This window comes from Paenibacillus wynnii, assembly GCF_030812855.1.
GTDB lineage: Bacteria > Bacillota > Bacilli > Paenibacillales > Paenibacillaceae > Paenibacillus_AQ > Paenibacillus_AQ wynnii_A.
Window position 1 is genome coordinate 400,027 of the sequence record NZ_JAUSTK010000002.1, and the last position, 18,685, is coordinate 418,711.

The following is an 18,685-nucleotide window of genomic DNA, read 5'->3' on the forward strand; positions in this document are numbered from 1 at the left end:
CTTATGTATCTCCGTTTCCATCTTTACGATCTGTCAAAGTATTGCCAAAGGGTAACGTCATACGATTGGTAAAGTCACTGATCATGCTGGATAGATAAGCTTTTTCTTGACGTATCGTGTCATACTTCTGCTTGAGATGCGAGTTCTCAACTTCCGCACGTCCCAGTTTCTCTTCGAGATCATTTATCTTTTTGAGCTTATCGGAATGAGCTTCATTATGCTTGTGAACCACACTCACATACTTTTGCTGTTCCAGTTCGATGCTGCTCTTTAATTCGTCAATCTCACCGGCCATGGTAGTCTGAAGCTCACGATAGTCCTCTATTACCTGATCCACCTTCAGATTCTTCTCAATCAACTTATGCTCAAGCTCCAGGATGTTCTTCTCTCTCTCTTCAATAACCTTGTTCAGGTTCTTCATATCCCGGTTTAACCGCTCTACATGTCCGGTTGAATGCGTTAACCGATCCTGAAGTTCATGAATGTTGGTCTCAGCATGCTGTCTGGACTGTATAATTTGCTCAACCGCGAAGATCAAATCCAATGACTTCTTATCCAATTGCGCTTTACCTGTAGAGATCAGACCGGATAAAGTCTCGATCGTATCCATTTCTCCCAGTTCCTCTTCAGGCTCTTCAACAGATTGTAACTTTTGACCCACACCCGTTTTTAAGTGTTTCTCCATGGAGTCTTTCTTTTTGAAAAAAGGAGAGATCATCTATACTATCACCTCATTATAAATGTCAAAAAATGTCGAGCACTCACGAATCTATTATAGTTTAATTACGACCTATGTAAGTGAGCCTTTATATCTAACTTTAGTAAATGTATCCCAAGTCCCATTTTACCTCTAACGGTAGATTTACCCATGTCTAAAGGATGAGTTTTCTAGAGAGAGAGGTGGTAGACATTGTACTTGCTGCGGAGTGGGCGGAGTGGAAAGATAGGAAAGGTAAAGAAGAAACTAAACGAGATGTTTGAAGTGCGATTCCCGGTGCAGGAAGGGCAGGAGGAAACAGCCTAATCCACTTGTACCACACCTACAAACCACACACGAGAAACTACTTTCTACTCTCTTACACAAACTTCTTGACCCTACCGAAAACTCGGAGGTAGTCAGTGAAATAGATGTATTTTATACACTTATTTCTAGCTTTTGGCGCTCGGATGTATGGATAGATGTACTTTGTGCAACTAAAAACACGAATATGCCGGTTAAACCCCGGAATACCAAAAAATAAGTGTATAAAGTGCAATTAAACACCCTAAAGTGTGCTAAGGGATAAATATAAGTGTACGTTGTGCAACTATATGTATTGAACCCCCCCATGTAGGTAGACGATTTTCCGTATTTGTCGTGGTTGATGCTACCCTGTTAGCTTTCGCTTGCCTATATCTGCTAATGTAAGCCAACAATGATCAAAAACGCAAAGAAGCGCTTCACCAATAACGGGAATAGCGCTTCTTTGCTCACTTTTGGCGTTTTTTAAAATGAAGTAAGCAACCCCGGACGTCCACTCTGATTTACTCAGATTTAACTTATTTAAATTGACCAGGGAATTGCTTAATAATTCCTGCCGAGAGAACGTCGGCGAGCTTGATAATATGGTTCTCCCCTTTATCAAACGCGCTGATATCCGCATCCCAATTCTTGCCGAGCCTTGCCACGACATTCTCAGTTAACAATTGTAAATGCTGATACAGTAGATCTTTCAATTCTTTATTCGTCCAATTCGGGTTAGCGCTGCTCAGAAACTTAGCGATATCATCGGCATTTTTATACCAATCTTTGTTATACTTTGCTACATCCGCCTGATTACCACTTTTCGCAGCTGCTGCTATTTTTCCTGCAATAAGAATATGCTCTTTCAGGAGACCAGCCAACTTATTGCCAGCTTCTTCCCCGTAATAAGGCTTTATCGCATTCCCAAGATCCTGCTGATTCTGCAGAAGCCTTGCAAGAACCTCTTCCTGATCCTCCAAACCCGCAATTGCACTGACAATGTAACTGCGGGTCCATATCACATGATCGATCCAAAGCTTCCTAAGGTTACTGTTAAGCTGTACCATTGACGGGCTCAAACATTGGCTGTGTGCATGAACCTCTTTATCCTCTACTGCTCTGGCTGTTGCTCCCGCTTCTGCCGGGCTGATCATCGAAACGAAAAACATGCCTAACAGGGTTAACTTCAAAAAACGGCTTCTCATGAAATATATTCTCCTTTGAGCATCAATTGAACATCCTGCTTATTGTGGACAATTCAACTGATTTCATTCATCAAAGGGTTTCCAGTACTTCAGACAGGTCGTTCTCAGATAAAACCTTAATGCCATTTCTGATTAACAAAGCTGCGGTAACGCCATATCCGGGTATTTTTGTGCTCGAGAATTCACCATTATAGATATGGGTGCTTCCGCAGGAGGGACTGTTTTGCTTCAGAACAACTATTGAGGCTTCCATTTCCTTAGCTATCCTAAGGGTCTCGTAGGCTCCCTTTATAAAAGAATCCGTTACGTCCCTGCCGGACTCCACTCTAACCCGCGCGGTTCCATTCAGCACATCTTCTCCATCACCACCCGAAATTTCAGCAGGCTCCCTCGGCGTGGATAACCCACCCAACAGCTCAGGACAGACCATCATGGCTTTGCCTTCTCGAACCAACTCCTGAATTCTATGGTTTAAACTGTGCGTCCCATTGTAACGAACCTCAAGTCCTGCCAGGCAAGAGCTTACCAATAACATTTGCTCACCTCATTTTTTTATCTATATAGATTCAGTCTATCTAGACGCGATTGCTGCACGTTGTCTATATTCTCCCGGCGTGACCCCCATCCACTTTCTAAAAGCGGACTGTAAGGCACTTGGCTCAGAAAAATGGAGCAGATACGCAATTTCAGCGATCGTGTATTCCTGCTTATCCAGATAACGGAGCGCAAGTTCTTTGCGAACCTCATTAGCCATACGGTTATAGGAGGTATTCTCCTTCTTAAGCTTGGCTTGCAGGGTCCTTACACTCATTCGCATATACCTGGCTGCATCCTGCAAGGTCGGAAAATGGGTCGGCATACACTCAATAATCCATCTGTTCAATGCCTCTGTGAGTAGGGAGCCCTGAGTAAGCTTAGTTCGTACCTCCTCGGCGATAGCTTCAAAGATTCCCAGCAGGCGCGGATCCGCACTTAACACAGGATAATCCAGAATTTCTTTGCTAAGGCGCAGGGTGTTGGACTCCTGATTAAACTGTGGTACCACTCCAAATGTGTCTATATATTCATCTATACGGGAAGGTGGGCTGTGCATGAAATGAACGTCCTTCACAGGGATTGATCTACAGCTTAAGCCGAGCATCGTTCGATAGAAAGAAACCGTCATATCCTCTATGCAGTGACGGCTGGGGGCTTTAGGTGAATTATGGAGAACAATAGAGATGAGGATATCCTCTCCCTCCACCTCTAGATCTGCGTTAAATCCGCTGCAAATAATAAAATTGTATTGTTGATACGCTGCCAATGCCTGACCCAGTGTCTTTGAATGCAGCATGACATAACCGAGAACCCCTAAATCAGAAATACTCATTCCCTGTCCCTGATGCAGGCCAAACCACTCATCCTCTGTATATAAAGCAGCTGCCTTAACTATACGTTCAAAATCCTCCGCCGGAATACGGGCCTCTGTGTTTAGCAGCAAGCTGGCGTCCATGGCAGCATACTCGCAGAAAGCATTCCAGTCATAACCTCTGTGCACCAGCGTTTTCATTACAGGAAATAGAAAAGACACAGACACGCCATGATTATTCAACCGGGACTCCCCTCCTTTATCTGTACAAAAGAACAAGATTTTTGCGCTTTTCATCATTTGTAACTCGGAGCTCCAGACTTATGATTGCAGTATATCCATCTTATCACGGTGAAGGAGGAATACAATTGAAGAACAATATAGCGGTTATTATAGGTCATCCCAATCGTAAAAGTTATTGCAACGCCTTAGCTGCAGCCTACGCCAAAGGTGCTATGGGCACAGGTGCAGACGTTCGTGTAATCGACCTCGGCGAGATCAGCTTCGAGCCTAATTTGAAACATGGGTATCAGGAACGAACGGAGCTGGAAAAAGATTTAATAGCAGCACAAGAGACTATTCGCTGGGCGAATCACCTTGTGTTCGTCTACCCGAATTGGTGGGGTACCATGCCCGCCGTATTAAAGGGCTTCATTGACCGCGTATTCCTTCCCGGCTATTCGTTTAATACCAAACCTAATTCCTACTCCATTGAAAAATTATTAAAGGGCAAAACCGCACGCCTTATTGTGACGATGGATTCTCCACCATGGTATTACCGATTAGTGCTCAAGCGGGCTGGACACCACATTATGAAGCGGGCAATCCTACAATTTTGCGGAGTAAAACCCGTATGGATTACCGAGATTGGGATGGTGAAGACTTCACCTTTAGACGTTCGGGAGAAGTGGCTGCGGAGAATCGAAGCGTTGGGAGTGAAAAGAGCATAAATGTTATCGCCTGGTCCCTCAGCTATCGTATAATGGAAGCAAACATTAGCTGAGGGCTAGGAGGGCTTCTATCTATGCTGGAGACACAGGATGTTGTGATAGGGATCGATGGGGGAGGAACCCATACCCGGATAATGGTTAGTGACCTGATGGGTAACGTACTTTCTTATCTAAAAAAAGGTTCAGCGTCAGTATATAGAGACCTTCAGGCTCAGGAAAATGTGAATCAAGCGATTATAGAAGCACTATCGGCTGCCGGTAAAGAATTTCATCAGGTTCGTGGACTGGCTGCCGGAATAGCAGGATATGACACAGAGGCTGACTTGGAGTGGGTACAAGAATTAACTGCGGTGGAAGGCCTCACTTGTCCGAAGTCGCATTTCAACGACGCTGTCACCGCACATTACGGCGCTCTTCTAACGAAACCCGGAATTGTGGCCTTATCAGGTACCGGCTCTATCGTGACGGCTTTAACAGAAGAAGGACAATACATACGGAATTTCGACTTCCATCATTACGCGCCAAGCGCAGCAAGACTCATCGCTTATGACACGGTCTACGAGGTGCTGGCTGGTAACGGAGACGACAGTGATTCAGCGCTCATCCATTCCATGTTAGAACATTGGAAAGTGCATACTGTTCAAGAACTTCACAGCTTGGCACGCCAAGGCTTTACGGAAGACCGAAGATTGCGCGATCGAACATTCGCACAATTTACACCAATAATTACAGAGGCAGCTTCTAATGGAAGCCGTATTGCCAGAAGAGTATCAGACCACGCCATCCATCAGATTAAGATAGGTATTGAGCTGCTGGCCCCTTCATTTAGCGGAGATACTATTGCGGTAGCCTTTACTGGAAGTGTAATTAACAGCCCTTATTTTAAAAAGAAGCTTACGTCCTTATTAGCCTTGAGCAATCATAAATATTACACAGTAGTCCAGTCCAAATTCTCCCCCGTCACCGGGTCGGTGCTGTATGCGCTAAGTCAGCTTCCGGGTCACTCCCTGAACGAAGACTTGATTCGGAATTTAGAGAAGAGCAGCCATACCCAGCCGTAATAAAAAGGGATGCCTTTCAGCCATAATCGGCTTCTGGGACATCCCTCTTACTTTGTTTGCAATATTACTTATACAATACTTTTTCCACATTGTATTTAGCCTTCATTTTATTCACAATATAGGTCTCGTAGATTTCTCTGTGAACAGGATCCTCAATAAGACAAACATCAATTCTGGTGACTTCATCCCGGTGGTCTTTCATAACCGATACGGTATCCTCGAAATGCTTCTTAATGCGGGGTCTCAGCTTTCTTGCTTTGCCGATGAACAATAACTCATTATCATCGTTGTAAAACATGAAGATACCACCATAATCACGCGGAATTTGAATAAAATCGGTAAATCCATAAATATGGCTTAGCACAGGATTAGCCTGCTTGGTAATTGAAACATCCGGTGTTGGAATGGTAATGGTTATCACAGGTAGCTCACTTCCTCATTCTATATAGGAGTAAATAGTATCACAGATCTCCGTACAAGACCATTTGTATCTTCCAAAAACAGGCCACTAATTGTTAATATGTTATATTTCACAATCAGATATACAGAGCGGATCAACGGCTTTTAATGGAATTAATCGTCTCTTTAATACCCTTTGCATAGGAAGTAACCGGGATCGGACCTACTAAACGTTCATATTTGCTGCCGCTTAACTTCAGAGGTTCCTCCGTAAGATACAGCATCTCTACAATTTCTTTCATGACGGGGACGAATAAGCCCAGAAGGGATAACCCGGCTTTACCTATAGGAAGCACCATCTTGGACATACCGCTTGCCTCGCGGGCAATTCGGACGATCTCCCGACCGGAGATGACACTTCCACCTGGGATGTTCCAATTCTGTCCATAAGCTTCATCTCTGCTAGCTAGCTCGACTATCATAACGGCTGCATCCGGCAGGTATACATATTCACGGGGAACGTTCATATTTCCAATAAAGATGGCCGGTTTGCCGGCAGCGATTGCGGTAAGCGTGGAGCCTAGATAAGAGGCCTCATTGGCGGTTGGTCCATAATAATCCGGCAAGCGCACAATAAGTCCCTTCACCTGATCCCATCGCGGGCTGAAAAACATACGCTCGAACTCAAGCTTTACTTTACCTTTTGTCGTATGCGGATTCTTCGGATATTCCTCATCAATAGGTAGCTCATTCTGTCTTCTGCCATAAGGATAAATGCCGTCCACCGCTACAACCTTAGCTCCAAGCTTATTGGCCGCCTCCATAACCGCCTCCCCCATGGGCAGCAGCTTTGCTCTCATTTCGTTATAAGGTACAGATGTGCTATGAAAAATTACATCCACTCCCTGAGCAGCTGAGAATATATCTTTTACGTTGAACACATCACCGGTCTTCAGAGTAAGCCCTACGGGATTTCCAAAGGTTTTTGCCAGCTGCTCGAGCTTTGGAAGGGATCGTCCGAAGGCCACCGTTTTAATTCCTCTTCTTAATAATTCAGCGATAATAACCGTCCCTGTTCCACCTGTTGCTCCTAGAACCATAGCTTTTTTTAACATTGTGTATTCCTCCTCGGTTTTAGTTATTGGTCAGTCACTAACTAGTGATTGCGAAATCTCCTAGGGTTGATAACCCTGGTTATTTCGCTGCGTATAGAGAATAACGTCTACTATTCCTCAAGATGCTTTGGCTTCAATTCCGGCATTCCAAGCGCCATCGAAATATTGCACAACATTCCGTTGGCCATAAAACTACTTACTAACACTTCAGGATGGGCCACCCCTGCTGCAGTAAACTTCTCTGTCATAAGGCTCGTTACCTTGTGCATGCCCTCTTGCATGGTTCGGCGAATCTCCTCGTCCCGAATACCTAATGCCTGCACTTGTAATATAATCTCATTGGGGTGTGTCTCCATCAGCACTTCATAAGCCTTAATGGCTTCCTGAAGCAAATTCTCAGGAGAAGCCCCTATCCCTTCGAAGGTGTGAACAATTCGTTCAAAGGCTTTTTTCAGAGCGGCGACAAATAATTCCTCTTTGTTCTTAAAAACCTTGAAAACATAAGGCTGAGAAATACCTACCCTTTCCGCTACCTGTGCCGTAGTCGCTCTAAAGTATCCGTGCTCTGCAAAAACTACAACTGCCGCCTCCAATATCTGCTCCCGACGATTAACAGAGATGGTTTCTGACGATTTAATAACAGGTTCTGATGCTGATGCCTTTGTCATAATTTACTCCTTTTCGCTTCGTTGGTTATTGATCAATCACTTCTTAATTCGAGTATATACTTTAATTTTAAATATTGCAACACTTACCGGCTCCAGCATGAACTCTTTGCGAAAAGCCAAAATTCAAGCTATGATAGGTTCAAATTTACCAAAGGGGCGCCTGTTATGATAGATGAAACGATCACGAGCGGAGTCATTCTCACGCGGACGAAGCTTCGCAAGGACACACTAGTATCGGTATTTGATGAATTTGACGGCGGCATTATGGCTCTAAGTGAGGGCAAACGGGCGGAGAAATATAAAAAAATGTCGGAGAGCGCCTTTTCTTTTTACAGGGGGAGTGCCTATCTGTTCTACTATGATACTACACAGCAGTACTTCCCCTACCATACTTCAACGGACCGCCCGACCTGGATTCAAGGAGATCTGCATTTTGAGAACTTTGGGGCTTTCCGCAGCGAAGACGGACTTATCGTTTATGATGTGAACGACTTCGACGAGGGTTATGTAGGCTCTTATTTGTACGATCTCCTGCGTATGACAGTCAGCATCGCCCTCGTGGGAAGGCAGCTTGGATACGACAAGAAAGACCAGCGGAACAATATCGAAACCTATGTAAATGCCTACTACAAGCAAATCAATCGTTTCACCGCTGGCAAGGAAGACCCGGGGGAGTTCATCATGGATGCGGAAGCAGCCAGTGGACGGGTTAAGAAACTACTCCGTAAGCTGGAGAAACGCAGGAAGGCACACTTTCTGGAGAAGGTGACCGCCTTGATGCAGAGTGACCGGATATTCCTTGAAACCGCAGAACTGGCTGTTCCATCCTTTGCGGAGCAGGCCCGGCTTGTGGATGCCTGGAATTTCTATACCGACACAATCATCAAACGCAGCAGGGATCTGGAGCATTATCGCATTAAGGACATAGCTGTCAAGCATGGATCTGGAACGGCCTCTATAGGACTGGATCGCTATTATGTACTCATTGAGGGTGGTGTGGAGAAAGAGGGGGTAGACGATACCATACTGGAAACGAAGGAAGTACGTATCCCTGTGCCCGCCTATTTCATGCCTTATTCCGACTCGTTCTGGCAGCACTTCTCCCACCAAGGCAAACGTGTGGTAGCCACACAGCAGGCGATGCACCATAAATCAGACCCATACTTGGGCTTCCTAACGATGGATGGAAGAGACTTTTATGTACGAGAACGTTCACCTTATAAGAAGAGGTTAAAAACAGAAGATATAGAGACTATAGACGACATGAGTTGTGTCCTTGTGATCATGGCTCGTCTGACTGCCAAATTGCATGCCCGAGCCGATGCAGATGTGGATATGGGAATTCTACCCTACCATAGTGAAAAGGAAATTTCCAAGGCCATGGGAGCGGACCCAGATACATTCGCCCGCTATATTTCTAATTGGGCTATCGCCTATGCTGATCAGGTAGAAAATGACTATAGGCTATTCGTGGAATGGGTGAAGCGATAACGTCAACCTTTATAAGATGAACTTAAGATATTAACTTAAGGCTCAGGTGTCACTACCGTGAAGATTTGGACTTCCGGCCGCTGTTGTATCCAGATTTCCCTTTCGTTCCTTTTCGCTTTTTGTTATTTTCTTTTGTTCAATTTAGGCTCTTTCTCGAAATCAGTGCTTGATTTTTCGCTTACGTCACTGTGCCGGGAACGATTTCGATTTAACTTCGCCTGATGTTTCACCGGGTTTGAGGCAACTACGTCTTACAGGTAGCGAATCCGGGTTGCGGACCCGTCCTTCGGTGAATTAGAGGGGAAAATGCCCGCTAATACCGACCAAAACGCCATGAATATGAGATTAAAGGGAAAATACCCCTATAATCTTTCCCATACCGTCCCAAAGAGGTATATCTTCAAAATTAGCTGGCGAAATCCCCTCTAATTGCCCAAACGGGGTGCCGAGTGCAGAAATAGAGGGAGAAAACCCGTCTATTGGGCGTAACGGATTTCTGTCTTTCTCGTCACCTGTCAAGCACTGATTTTGGTGTTGAGCCTCAATTTATATAGTTGTTTTTTCTTGGAAATAAAAAAACCTGTGAACTCGTAAAAGCTCCACAGGCTGTTAACAGGAACCTATCCCTTCTGAATGAGGGGGTTATTGTTTCTCTAGTTTGCCAAGCCTGCTCTTTTCCTCAGCCAGCATTTGCTCAGCCAGATCCACACCCTGATTTCCAAGGGTAGGGTCGGTTTCATTTAACGCATTTTCGGCAGTCTCCATACTGTTTTCAGCCTGTTCAATAGTCTGCTCTGTCGGATGACTTAACGCCTGCGATACGGCACCATGCAGCGCATCGACTGAATTATGGACCTGAGATACAAAATTATTCCCAACTGGATTGGAATTGTAACGTGTCATAAATTATACCTCCCCTTATTCATGCTCATATTCCCTTTTAGCATGGTTAGGGAGAGGTACTATTATGCATTTGTTAACAAGGCTTATCCGAATGCCTTATTCAATTAGGCCTAACTCGCGCAGAACTTGAAGGAACTTGTCTGTATTGATGGGCTTAGCTGCATAGGCTTCGCAGCCGTATTCAAAGGATTGTTTTACATTGTCCGCTTCAGCTAACGCAGTGGTCATAATAACCTTCAGGCGCTTTTCCAGAGAAATCCCCTTCTGGGTTTCATAATCGCGTATGGCTTTGAGTACCTTCACCCCGTCTACACGAGGCATCATGATATCCAAGCACAATAAATCATACGGATCATTATCCTTTAAGGATAATAAGTAGGCGTCCAAAGCTTCCAAACCATCTACAACCGTATCCACTTCTCCATAAGGGGTAAGGAATTTACTCAAAAACTTACGGCTGACTAAATCATCTTCTGCAACTAATATCTTCATACCACTCACTCCTTTTTTGTTTATTGATAATACCGGGTGTACTCCAGTTTTGCCCGCATGAGGTGTCCCATGACCACACCCATATCCCCACGTCTGGCGGCTAATTCTATCCGAAAGAAAGTGGATTTGAGTTCCTCATTCCCGATTTCAATACATTGATTTTTGAGGCGGTGAGCCAGGTCTTCAATTCGAGTTAAGTCATGCTCTGGAGTGATGTGCTCCAATTCCTCTATATAGTTATGTAATGCAGCATGAGCTTCACCATCAGTAACGGTTTTGGGCGACAGGTTCAGATCGGCTGTGATTAACTCGCCCTCCGGAGAGATCTTTATAGTAGGTTGTGTCCACTTTTCCAAAGCCAACTGTAACTTCTCCATAGGTATTGGTTTTGGAAGATAATCATCCACCCCCGCAGCCAAGCAGTTTTCACGATCACCTTGCAGTGCGTAGGCTGTTATCGCGATAATCGGAGTATGCCGGACTCCTGCCTCTATTTCTCTTATCTTGCGTGTGGCTTCTATTCCATCCATTAGGGGCATTTGGATATCCATAAAAATTAAATCGTAGTTCTTTCGTTCCAAGCTCTTAAGTGCCTCTAATCCATTAGCTACTACTTCAACTTCATAATCAAGGAACTTTAGCATACGAGTCATAACCAACTGATTAACGGGATCATCCTCGGCCACTAATATGGATAGTTTGGAACGGGGTACCTTAATGTCTAAAGACTTGGGTATCTCCGTAACAGCTGTGGATTGCGCAGGGTTGAACTTTATGGTGAAGTAAAACACACTGCCCTGTCCTTCGGTACTCTCTACCCAAATTCGCCCACCCATATTTTCAACAAGCTGTTTGGATATGGCTAGTCCCAGCCCTGTTCCACCGTATCTTCTCGTTATGGAACTATCCACCTGACTGAATGTTTTGAACAGCTTCGTATGTTCTTGTTCAGCAATTCCAATACCTGTATCCGTTACCTTAAATAAAAGCATCAAGGAGTCTCCAGGCACCTCTTGACGTTCTACCGAAAGGATCACACAACCTGCATCTGTAAATTTAATCGCATTATGCAGAAGATTATTGAGCACTTGCTGTAAACGGTTAGGGTCACCGCAGACAAAGGTCGGAACCTGTGGGGAAAAGGTATAATTGAGCTTCAAATGTTTGGCTAGGACACTCGGAGACAGCGTCTTTGCCGTCTTCTCCATTAATTCTTGAAGCGAGAAATCAACCTGCTCCATTCTCATCTTGCTGACTTCCAGCTTCGAATAATCAAGAACATCATTAATCAATACAAGCAATGCATTAGCACAGGATTTGGCGGTATGTAAATTGTCTGCTTGATCATTGTTGAGGGATGTTAGCAAAGTTAGATCAATCATACCGAGCATTCCATTTAATGGTGTGCGAATTTCGTGACTCATATTGGCTAAAAATTCACTCTTTGCTTTATTCGCCTGCTCTGCCTCATCACGCGCTAATTTCAATTCATTTTCTACTTTCTTTCTCTCTGTAGTATCTCTTACCATGGAGAGCAGAACCTTTTTACCCATTAAATTAAAACAGTGTACATTAATTTCTACGGGAATTTCTACACCCTTTTTGGTAACATGGATGGAATCATAAGTGAAATGGGCTCCGACCTGCAAGTCCTCTTTTAAGCTGATGAGTTTTGTCTGATAGGGCTTACCATTAATATCCACGGGGGACATCCCGATCAATTCTTCTCTGGAATAACCCAGCCATGAGCACGCCACCTCATTCACATCGATAAATCGGCTAAACTTCGAGCTATCGATAAGCTCATGAAGATAGATAGCTTCTGTAGAATTATTGAACAACTGCCGATACTTCTCTTCGCTGTTCCGCAGTGCCCCCTCAGAGAGCTTACGCTCCGTAATATCCCGAACAATACTCATAATTACTCTTTTACCACCGATGGTAGTGCCTGTTGAGCTAATCTCAACTGGGAAGAGGGAACCGTCTTTTTTATGATGAACCGTCTCGAAGAAACAGCCTTCTCGTGCCGCCCTTTGTAATTGTTCCTTAACACTGATTTCATCATCACGCAGCTGATAAACAGATAATTTCAAAAATTGTTCTCTACTATAACCGTATTTAAGAATGGCCGACTCATTAACATCTAATATATTGCCTCCAGAATCCACAAAAAGGATGGCGTCATGTGCCTCTCCAGACAATACTCTGTATTTATCCAGCACTTCTTCGGCATTTTTACGTTCGGTGATATCAAAAACCGCCCCAATAAATCCAATAAACCTCCCATCCATGTCATGGAATGGGCTTCCCGCATCGAGAACCCAACGATACTCCCCATCATACCGGAGGAGACGATGTTCATTCTCGAAGGAATGGCGCTGCTCAAATGCATTCCTATAGTTATCCAGACTAGCTTCACGATCCTCCGGATGAATACGATCTACCCAACCAAAGCCTAGTTCCTCCCGTGGTCTTCGACCGGTAAACTGACTCCAACGTTTATTGATAAAATCATATTTCTTATCCAGTCCCGATCTCCATACCAGCGTAGGAAATTTCTCGAACATACTCAAATAGTAGTCTTTGGCTTGGACCAATTGCTCCTCTATCTTTCTCTGAAGCGTTATATCATCCAAGATCACCAGGATCTGCTTCTCTCCATGTGAGTTCATCGGCACAATGCTAATCTTGTACCAATAATGTTGTGAGATCCCATTTTCCAACCGAGTATAGGGGATCACAAGATTTAGGGTAGAAATCCCCGTTTGAATGACATGCTTTATACTTCCATACAACCCACAGTTTCCACAAGCTGCACCGTTTCCACAGCCACTTTCAAAGCTGTGGATACAGCTTAAGTGGTCACCAATCCTTATTCTATTAGTATTGCTAAGGGGTTTTTGCCTGATGAAATCCTTTGCAGCCATATTAACCTGAATCAGATTAAGCTCTCCATCGACCAAAATCATCCCAATAGGTGCCGATTCAAAGTAGGCCTGGAAATTATTGCGCTCCAATAGCAATTGGTCTTCCATCCTCTTTATTTTTGTTATATTCCGGAATACTACTACTGCCCCCGTGACTAGATCATCCGAGGTCTTAATAGGGGAACAGCTGGCGGACACGTATCGTCTTTCACCCGACTTGGTAATGAGCATGGTATGTTTATCAAGCCCTCTAAAAGGTTCATTCTGCCCAATTACTGCAATTGGAGAAATGCAGGGTTCCTCAGTTGTTCCATTAATAAGTGAAAAGATGTGGTCAAATGCTGTGCCAATGGCTTCCACCATACTCCAGCCCGTTAATTCCTCAGCTGCAGGGTTCATATAACTAACGCTGCCATCCATATCGGTGGTAATAACGCCATCACCTATACAGGCTAATACAGCCGAGATTTGATCTATATTTAAGGCAGATGCCGACAAAATTCCACGCTCTTGATCCATGATTCTCACCCTATTTCAGCATAGATTAGAAAGCCAGAGGTAATGCAGTAACATTGATACGCCCATCTGTGACATTCATTTCAAGTGTCCTACTGATATTTCCTCCTGTATCTTCATAGTGGCATTTAGCATTCAGACTATGAAGTACCTGCATCACTGCTTCAACATTCCGAGGGCCTATCATAAAGTGATCATTTGGTTTGGAGGCTACCGCTCCTCCATAGATCCGAACCATTAAGTCTCTGGCTTGGCAGCCACATTGTGCTCTAATGGTATCGAATACCTGTGGAATCCCCGTGCTTGCATATCTAAAGACAGAGAAAGTGCCTACATTCCCATATAATGGGGAGGGTAGGGCGATGTGAACCATTCCTGCTACTCGATGAATCGAACAATAGGCGGTTACTGCAACACATGTAGATAAAGCATAAGTCTTTAGGGTATCCTTTGGATTATCGGAAAAAGCAGCCTCCCCAATCCCTACTACTTTGATGGTCATTGCTGCAACCACTTATTGATAAGTTGTGGAATCTGGCTTAATGGAACCTGTTGCTCCACAGCTCCAACATCGAAGGCCGCTTTGGGCATGCCGTAAACAACAGAGGACTTAGCGTCTTGACCGATGGTTCTTCCGCCCTTGCGTCTCATCATTAGTAACCCCTTTGATCCGTCATATCCCATGCCAGTCAGGATAACTCCGATTGCCTTACCCCCCGCTTCTTTGGCAACAGAATCAAATAATACATCAACCGAAGGGCAATGGCCGGTGACTCTCTCCCCTGGATAGCACTCGACTCTGAAGGCAGTACCCGCTTTATGAAGGCGCATATGCTGGTCCCCTGGTGCGATCAAAGCAGTCCCAGCCTCTACATAATCCCCCGTTTTCGCTTCTTTGACAGAAATCTTACAAAGCTGATTCAAACGATCGGCGAACATTTTGGAAAACCCAGAGGGGATATGCTGAACGATTACGATTCCCGGAACGGTAACCGGCAGCATTTTCAGAATACTGGTAATCGCCTCCGTTCCTCCAGTGGATGCTCCCATTGCTATGATCCGGCAGGACGATGACATACCTGAACGCGGCTCTACGGGTTTCATGACCCCTTGATCGCGTCTTAATTCTTCGAGATTGATATTTGCTGCTACTCTGATTCTCTGAATGAGATCATCAAAAAAAACGTGGGTACTCCCGGCTGTCATATTCACAGGTTTGGATACAAAATCAACGGCTCCTGAATTTAAAGCATCAAAAACCCTAGTGCTTACAGTGCTGATCATTATAGTGGGTAGGGGGTATTGGGGGAGTAGTCTACGGATAAACTCCAGACCATTCATTTTGGGCATCTCTACATCACAAGTCATAACATCAGGCTCGAACATAAGTATTTTGTCGCGTGCGTCAAAAGCGTCTACAGCTGTAGCAACCACTTCAATATTGGGGTGGTTCGTCAGTCCTTTTCTCAACCATTCACGAAAGAGTAGAGAATCGTCCACGATCAGAACTTTTATTTTCATCATCTACTTATTCCTTTCGATAGACTGCAGGCATAATGTATTTGAATGGCGTGGATTCCCGATTAATGGACTCCGAATGTCCGATGAAGAGGTAGCCTCCGCTCTCTAAGGAATCGTAAAGCTTACAGAGCAGTTCTGTCTTGGTCTCCATATCGAAATAAATCATAACATTTCTGCAAAAAATGATATGAAACTTTCGCTTAAAAGGGTAATTAGGCTCCATCAGGTTGAACTTTCGGAAGATAACCTCGTTCTTAATTTTTTCATGAAAAGTAAAATTACCATTCTCATTCCTCCTAAGATATTGACTCTTCCAATGCTGAGGAAGCGGGAGGATTTGTTCAGGACTATATTCTGCTTTTCTTGCAAGCTCCAATACACGGTCTGAAATATCCGTAGCAAGGACTTGAGTATCCCAGGCCAAGCTGTCATTTTGAAAGAAATCATTGATAAGCATAGCTAGGGTGTAGGGTTCCTCTCCTGTAGAACAGGCAGCACACCACAGACGCAAATCCTTCTCTTTAAGCGAATGTAAGTACTGCGGGAGAAGGGTTTCTTTCAAGAATGTAAAATGCTCTACTTCTCGCATGAAATACGTATGATTTGTAGTAATCTTATTAATTAAGGAATTGAGTATATTTCCTGTCTTATCTTGCAAAAGGATATCAATATATTCACTAAACGATTTCACGTTTAGTTGTGTTAACTCATTTTGCAGTCTTCCCACAACCAGTGAACGTTTCTCATCACTCAGGTGAATGCCAAGGCGAGCTTGAATATATGAGGTTAGACGACTGAACTCACGGTTGTTAATGGATATCAATGGGTTTCCCTGCCTTTGTATATTGATTTTTAATATTTACCGAAGTCACTATCACTTAACGATATACTTGTTACACGTTTGGTTCTAGTTGCAGCAGCTTCATTACGAACATACGAATCCTTGGACGGATAAGATTTAATAGAAAGGTTTTCTCTGTCGTATTGCATAGATGGGTTGCCTCTTTTTAGCTGAAAGCGATTGACTTGTTCTTGTAGCATCAGAGCCTGCTGTGTTAGTTCTTCACTCGAAGCCGCACTTTCCTCAGAGGTTGCAGAATTGGTCTGCACCACATGAGAAACCTGAAGAATCCCCTGATTAATCTGTGCAACACCTAAGGCTTGCTCATTCGAGGAAATGGTGATATTACTGATAAGATCAGCTACTTTGGCAACGTCGTCTACAATGTTTTGCAGCGCTACAGCTGTATTGTTGGCAATCTTCGTACCCACATCGACTTTTTTGATAGAGCCTTCAATCATAGCTGTCGTTTCTTTGGCTGCATTGGCCGATCTTGCTGCTAAATTTCTAACTTCTTCGGCAACAACAGCAAAGCCTTTACCATGCTGTCCAGCTCGAGCCGCTTCCACCGCTGCATTTAAGGCTAGAATATTGGTTTGAAAAGCAATTTCATCAATAACTTTAATAATTTTAGAGATATTAATGGAGGAGTCATTGATCTCTTCCATTGCCCGAAGCATACTGCCCATCTGCTCATTACCATGGATAGCATTCTGCTGTGCGGTTTCTGCCAATTGATTGGCGTTATTGGAGTTATGGGCATTCAGCTTCGTTTGGGAGGAAATTTCCTCTAAAGAAGCAGATAGTTCTTCAACAGAACTGGCTTGTTCAGTCGCTCCCTCAGACAAAGCTATGCTGGATTCCGACATTTGCCTTGCTCCGGAAGCGACCTGATCTGCTGCAGAACTGATATTATTCAGAACCTCATTCATATTATTTGACATTCTCATGAATGACTTGGATAAAATCCCTACTTCATCCTCAGAGCTAGTATCAATAGTTACATCAAGATTCCCGTTGGCCATTTCCTCAGACACAAGAACTAACCGATTAATGGGCTTACTTATAATTCGGGAGATGAACAAGCCTAAAGCGATAGCAAGGATTATAGTTGCAACAACAATAATAATCATTGTATTGACTGTATTATTGACTGTAATGGAGTACTCATCTGACTTCTTGAGACCGCCGCTTTCCTTCAGACCAATCAATTTATCCAGGTTGTCGTTAGCCTCGATAGCTGGCTGAAGTGCGTCCCCGTAGAACAAGGTCACTGCGGCATCCATTTGGTTCTCTTGAGCCAGAGTACTTACTCTTTCTCTGACTTCTTTATAGGTTTTAAGGGATTCCATTAATGAATTGTAGGCTGCGCGTACTTCCTCCGATTGAATACTGCCTTCGAATTTACCTAAGTACGTTTCCATACTGGTATCTAATGCTTTAATCTTTGTGAAATAAGGCTCCCGTTCTTTAACCGTTTTCTTAATGAGCACATCCCTTATCGCTGCGCGGATATTGTGGAAGTCCATGCCAACATGTCCTAAATCTCCAGAGGCCACACCATAATTAACATATAAATCCGAATAGTCATTATTTACCTGCTTAATATTGAGAATTCCTATAAATCCAACTAATCCCGTCATTAATGCGACTATAATAAATGCAGAGATCAATCTTGTTCCTATTTTTAAGTTATATATCCATCTCATTTGTTTATCCTCCTAATGTATCTAGCTGTTCATTTCCATCCCATGAGCCTTTGACCAACAGTGTCTTGCAATCCAATAACAGCTTAACTTCGGCTCCAACCTTACCAATCCCCTTAATAAAATGATGACCGCCTTTATTCATTTCAGGAGGAGCAACAATCTCACTATCAGGTATGGACAACACTTCCGAAACAGCATCTACAATAAGTCCTAAGGATATATTCTCGATGTCCACTACAATAATGCAGGTTCTGTCGTTGTAATCCATGAACACTTTACCAAATCGCAATCGTATATCCATCACGGGGATGATTTTGCCCCGGAGATTAATAATTCCCCGTAGGTATTCGGGCTGATCCGGCACTTCCGTGATCGGTTGTATTCCAATAATCTCCCTTACGTGATTAATTTCAATGCCATAGAAATCCTCACCCATAATGAATGTCAAAAATTTACCCTTCTGCGTATCTTCCTCTAATTCGTCCTGTATATTTACGGACATGGATAGACCAACTCCCTTTTTAAAAAATAGATAT

18 protein-coding genes are annotated in these 18,685 nt (G+C 43.8%); 3 read left to right on the top strand and 15 right to left on the bottom strand.

Annotated elements, in window-relative coordinates:
- Position 1 precedes the first annotated feature (1 nt).
- From J2T20_RS03755 to J2T20_RS03770, 4 genes are all read right to left on the bottom strand, one after another.
- The gene (locus J2T20_RS03755) at positions 2–718 is read right to left on the bottom strand and encodes a hypothetical protein (RefSeq protein ID WP_307585691.1); all 717 of its coding nucleotides are present in this window, start codon (positions 716–718) and stop codon (positions 2–4) included.
- 821 nt (positions 719–1,539) lie between these two features.
- Positions 1,540–2,208, bottom strand: coding sequence for a glycosyltransferase (locus J2T20_RS03760; RefSeq protein ID WP_307585693.1), 669 nt, complete (start codon positions 2,206–2,208; stop codon positions 1,540–1,542).
- 70 nt (positions 2,209–2,278) lie between these two features.
- Positions 2,279–2,743 carry a DUF523 domain-containing protein gene (locus J2T20_RS03765; protein ID WP_307585695.1) on the bottom strand — a complete coding sequence of 155 codons (465 nt, stop codon included), beginning with the start codon at positions 2,741–2,743 and terminating at the stop codon, positions 2,279–2,281.
- 36 nt (positions 2,744–2,779) lie between these two features.
- Entirely contained in the window at positions 2,780–3,799 is a 1,020-nt protein-coding gene (locus J2T20_RS03770) for an AraC family transcriptional regulator (protein ID WP_307585697.1), read from the bottom strand.
- A 125-nt stretch (positions 3,800–3,924) separates the two neighbouring features.
- On the opposite strand from J2T20_RS03770, the gene J2T20_RS03775 reads away from it, so the two are divergent.
- Together J2T20_RS03775 and J2T20_RS03780 are read left to right on the top strand one after the other, a co-directional pair.
- On the top strand, positions 3,925–4,506 hold the full coding sequence (locus J2T20_RS03775) for an NAD(P)H-dependent oxidoreductase (RefSeq protein WP_307585699.1): 582 nt from the start codon (positions 3,925–3,927) through the stop codon (positions 4,504–4,506).
- A 74-nt stretch (positions 4,507–4,580) separates the two neighbouring features.
- Positions 4,581–5,567 (top strand): BadF/BadG/BcrA/BcrD ATPase family protein, encoded by a 987-nt coding sequence (locus J2T20_RS03780; protein WP_307585701.1) that lies wholly within the window; start codon positions 4,581–4,583, stop codon positions 5,565–5,567.
- A gap of 64 nt (positions 5,568–5,631) precedes the next feature.
- Here J2T20_RS03780 and J2T20_RS03785 read toward each other — a convergent pair whose 3' ends face one another.
- The 3 genes from J2T20_RS03785 to J2T20_RS03795 all read right to left on the bottom strand — a co-directional run bounded on the left by J2T20_RS03785 (position 5,632) and on the right by J2T20_RS03795 (position 7,749).
- A complete protein-coding gene (locus J2T20_RS03785; protein ID WP_307585703.1) occupies positions 5,632–5,988 on the bottom strand; it encodes a GIY-YIG nuclease family protein in 357 nt (118 codons plus the stop codon).
- Between the two features lie 133 nt (positions 5,989–6,121).
- Positions 6,122–7,081 carry an NAD-dependent epimerase/dehydratase family protein gene (locus J2T20_RS03790; RefSeq protein WP_307585704.1) on the bottom strand — a complete coding sequence of 320 codons (960 nt, stop codon included), beginning with the start codon at positions 7,079–7,081 and terminating at the stop codon, positions 6,122–6,124.
- Between the two features lie 110 nt (positions 7,082–7,191).
- Positions 7,192–7,749 (bottom strand): TetR/AcrR family transcriptional regulator, encoded by a 558-nt coding sequence (locus J2T20_RS03795; RefSeq protein ID WP_307585706.1) that lies wholly within the window; start codon positions 7,747–7,749, stop codon positions 7,192–7,194.
- Positions 7,750–7,914: 165 nt separating this feature from the next.
- Here J2T20_RS03795 and J2T20_RS03800 point away from each other — a divergent pair, with 165 nt between their 5' ends.
- Complete coding sequence (locus J2T20_RS03800; protein ID WP_307585708.1) at positions 7,915–9,240, top strand: DUF2252 domain-containing protein; 1,326 nt, start codon at positions 7,915–7,917, stop codon at positions 9,238–9,240.
- Between the two features lie 642 nt (positions 9,241–9,882).
- Here J2T20_RS03800 and J2T20_RS03805 read toward each other — a convergent pair.
- From J2T20_RS03805 to J2T20_RS03840, 8 genes are all read right to left on the bottom strand, one after another.
- The gene (locus J2T20_RS03805; protein WP_307585710.1) at positions 9,883–10,143 is read right to left on the bottom strand and encodes a hypothetical protein; all 261 of its coding nucleotides are present in this window, start codon (positions 10,141–10,143) and stop codon (positions 9,883–9,885) included.
- A gap of 96 nt (positions 10,144–10,239) precedes the next feature.
- Entirely contained in the window at positions 10,240–10,635 is a 396-nt protein-coding gene (locus J2T20_RS03810; RefSeq protein ID WP_307585712.1) for a response regulator, read from the bottom strand.
- A gap of 20 nt (positions 10,636–10,655) precedes the next feature.
- Positions 10,656–14,081, bottom strand: coding sequence for a PAS domain S-box protein (locus J2T20_RS03815; protein ID WP_307585714.1), 3,426 nt, complete (start codon positions 14,079–14,081; stop codon positions 10,656–10,658).
- A 25-nt stretch (positions 14,082–14,106) separates the two neighbouring features.
- Positions 14,107–14,580: a chemotaxis protein CheD gene (locus tag J2T20_RS03820; protein ID WP_307585716.1), complete on the bottom strand. Its 474-nt coding sequence runs from the start codon at positions 14,578–14,580 to the stop codon at positions 14,107–14,109.
- On the bottom strand, positions 14,577–15,602 hold the full coding sequence (locus tag J2T20_RS03825; protein WP_307585718.1) for a protein-glutamate methylesterase/protein-glutamine glutaminase: 1,026 nt from the start codon (positions 15,600–15,602) through the stop codon (positions 14,577–14,579). Before J2T20_RS03825 ends, J2T20_RS03820 begins: the two co-directional genes overlap by 4 nt.
- A 4-nt stretch (positions 15,603–15,606) precedes the next feature.
- Complete coding sequence (locus tag J2T20_RS03830; protein ID WP_307585720.1) at positions 15,607–16,422, bottom strand: CheR family methyltransferase; 816 nt, start codon at positions 16,420–16,422, stop codon at positions 15,607–15,609.
- A gap of 29 nt (positions 16,423–16,451) precedes the next feature.
- Positions 16,452–18,149, bottom strand: a complete 1,698-nt coding sequence (locus J2T20_RS03835) for a methyl-accepting chemotaxis protein (RefSeq protein ID WP_307585722.1) — start codon at positions 18,147–18,149, stop codon at positions 16,452–16,454.
- 4 nt (positions 18,150–18,153) lie between these two features.
- Positions 18,154–18,651 carry a chemotaxis protein CheW gene (locus tag J2T20_RS03840; protein ID WP_307585724.1) on the bottom strand — a complete coding sequence of 166 codons (498 nt, stop codon included), beginning with the start codon at positions 18,649–18,651 and terminating at the stop codon, positions 18,154–18,156.
- Between the last annotated feature and the right edge of the window lie 34 nt (positions 18,652–18,685).

Bases quoted from the DNA above. Each gene is read 5' to 3' on its own strand.
- J2T20_RS03780 (WP_307585701.1), top strand. From the start codon at position 4,581: ATGCTGGAGACACAGGATGTTGTGATAGGGATCGATGGGGGAGGAACC.
- J2T20_RS03755 (WP_307585691.1), bottom strand. From the start codon at position 718: ATGATCTCTCCTTTTTTCAAAAAGAAAGACTCCATGGAGAAACACTTA.
- J2T20_RS03840 (WP_307585724.1), bottom strand. From the start codon at position 18,651: ATGTCCGTAAATATACAGGACGAATTAGAGGAAGATACGCAGAAGGGT.
- J2T20_RS03800 (WP_307585708.1), top strand. From the start codon at position 7,915: ATGATAGATGAAACGATCACGAGCGGAGTCATTCTCACGCGGACGAAG.
- J2T20_RS03790 (WP_307585704.1), bottom strand. From the start codon at position 7,081: ATGTTAAAAAAAGCTATGGTTCTAGGAGCAACAGGTGGAACAGGGACG.
- J2T20_RS03760 (WP_307585693.1), bottom strand. From the start codon at position 2,208: ATGAGAAGCCGTTTTTTGAAGTTAACCCTGTTAGGCATGTTTTTCGTT.
- J2T20_RS03805 (WP_307585710.1), bottom strand. From the start codon at position 10,143: ATGACACGTTACAATTCCAATCCAGTTGGGAATAATTTTGTATCTCAG.
- J2T20_RS03815 (WP_307585714.1), bottom strand. From the start codon at position 14,081: ATGGATCAAGAGCGTGGAATTTTGTCGGCATCTGCCTTAAATATAGAT.
- J2T20_RS03810 (WP_307585712.1), bottom strand. From the start codon at position 10,635: ATGAAGATATTAGTTGCAGAAGATGATTTAGTCAGCCGTAAGTTTTTG.
- J2T20_RS03825 (WP_307585718.1), bottom strand. From the start codon at position 15,602: ATGATGAAAATAAAAGTTCTGATCGTGGACGATTCTCTACTCTTTCGT.
- J2T20_RS03820 (WP_307585716.1), bottom strand. From the start codon at position 14,580: ATGACCATCAAAGTAGTAGGGATTGGGGAGGCTGCTTTTTCCGATAAT.
- J2T20_RS03835 (WP_307585722.1), bottom strand. From the start codon at position 18,149: ATGAGATGGATATATAACTTAAAAATAGGAACAAGATTGATCTCTGCA.
- J2T20_RS03765 (WP_307585695.1), bottom strand. From the start codon at position 2,743: ATGTTATTGGTAAGCTCTTGCCTGGCAGGACTTGAGGTTCGTTACAAT.
- J2T20_RS03795 (WP_307585706.1), bottom strand. From the start codon at position 7,749: ATGACAAAGGCATCAGCATCAGAACCTGTTATTAAATCGTCAGAAACC.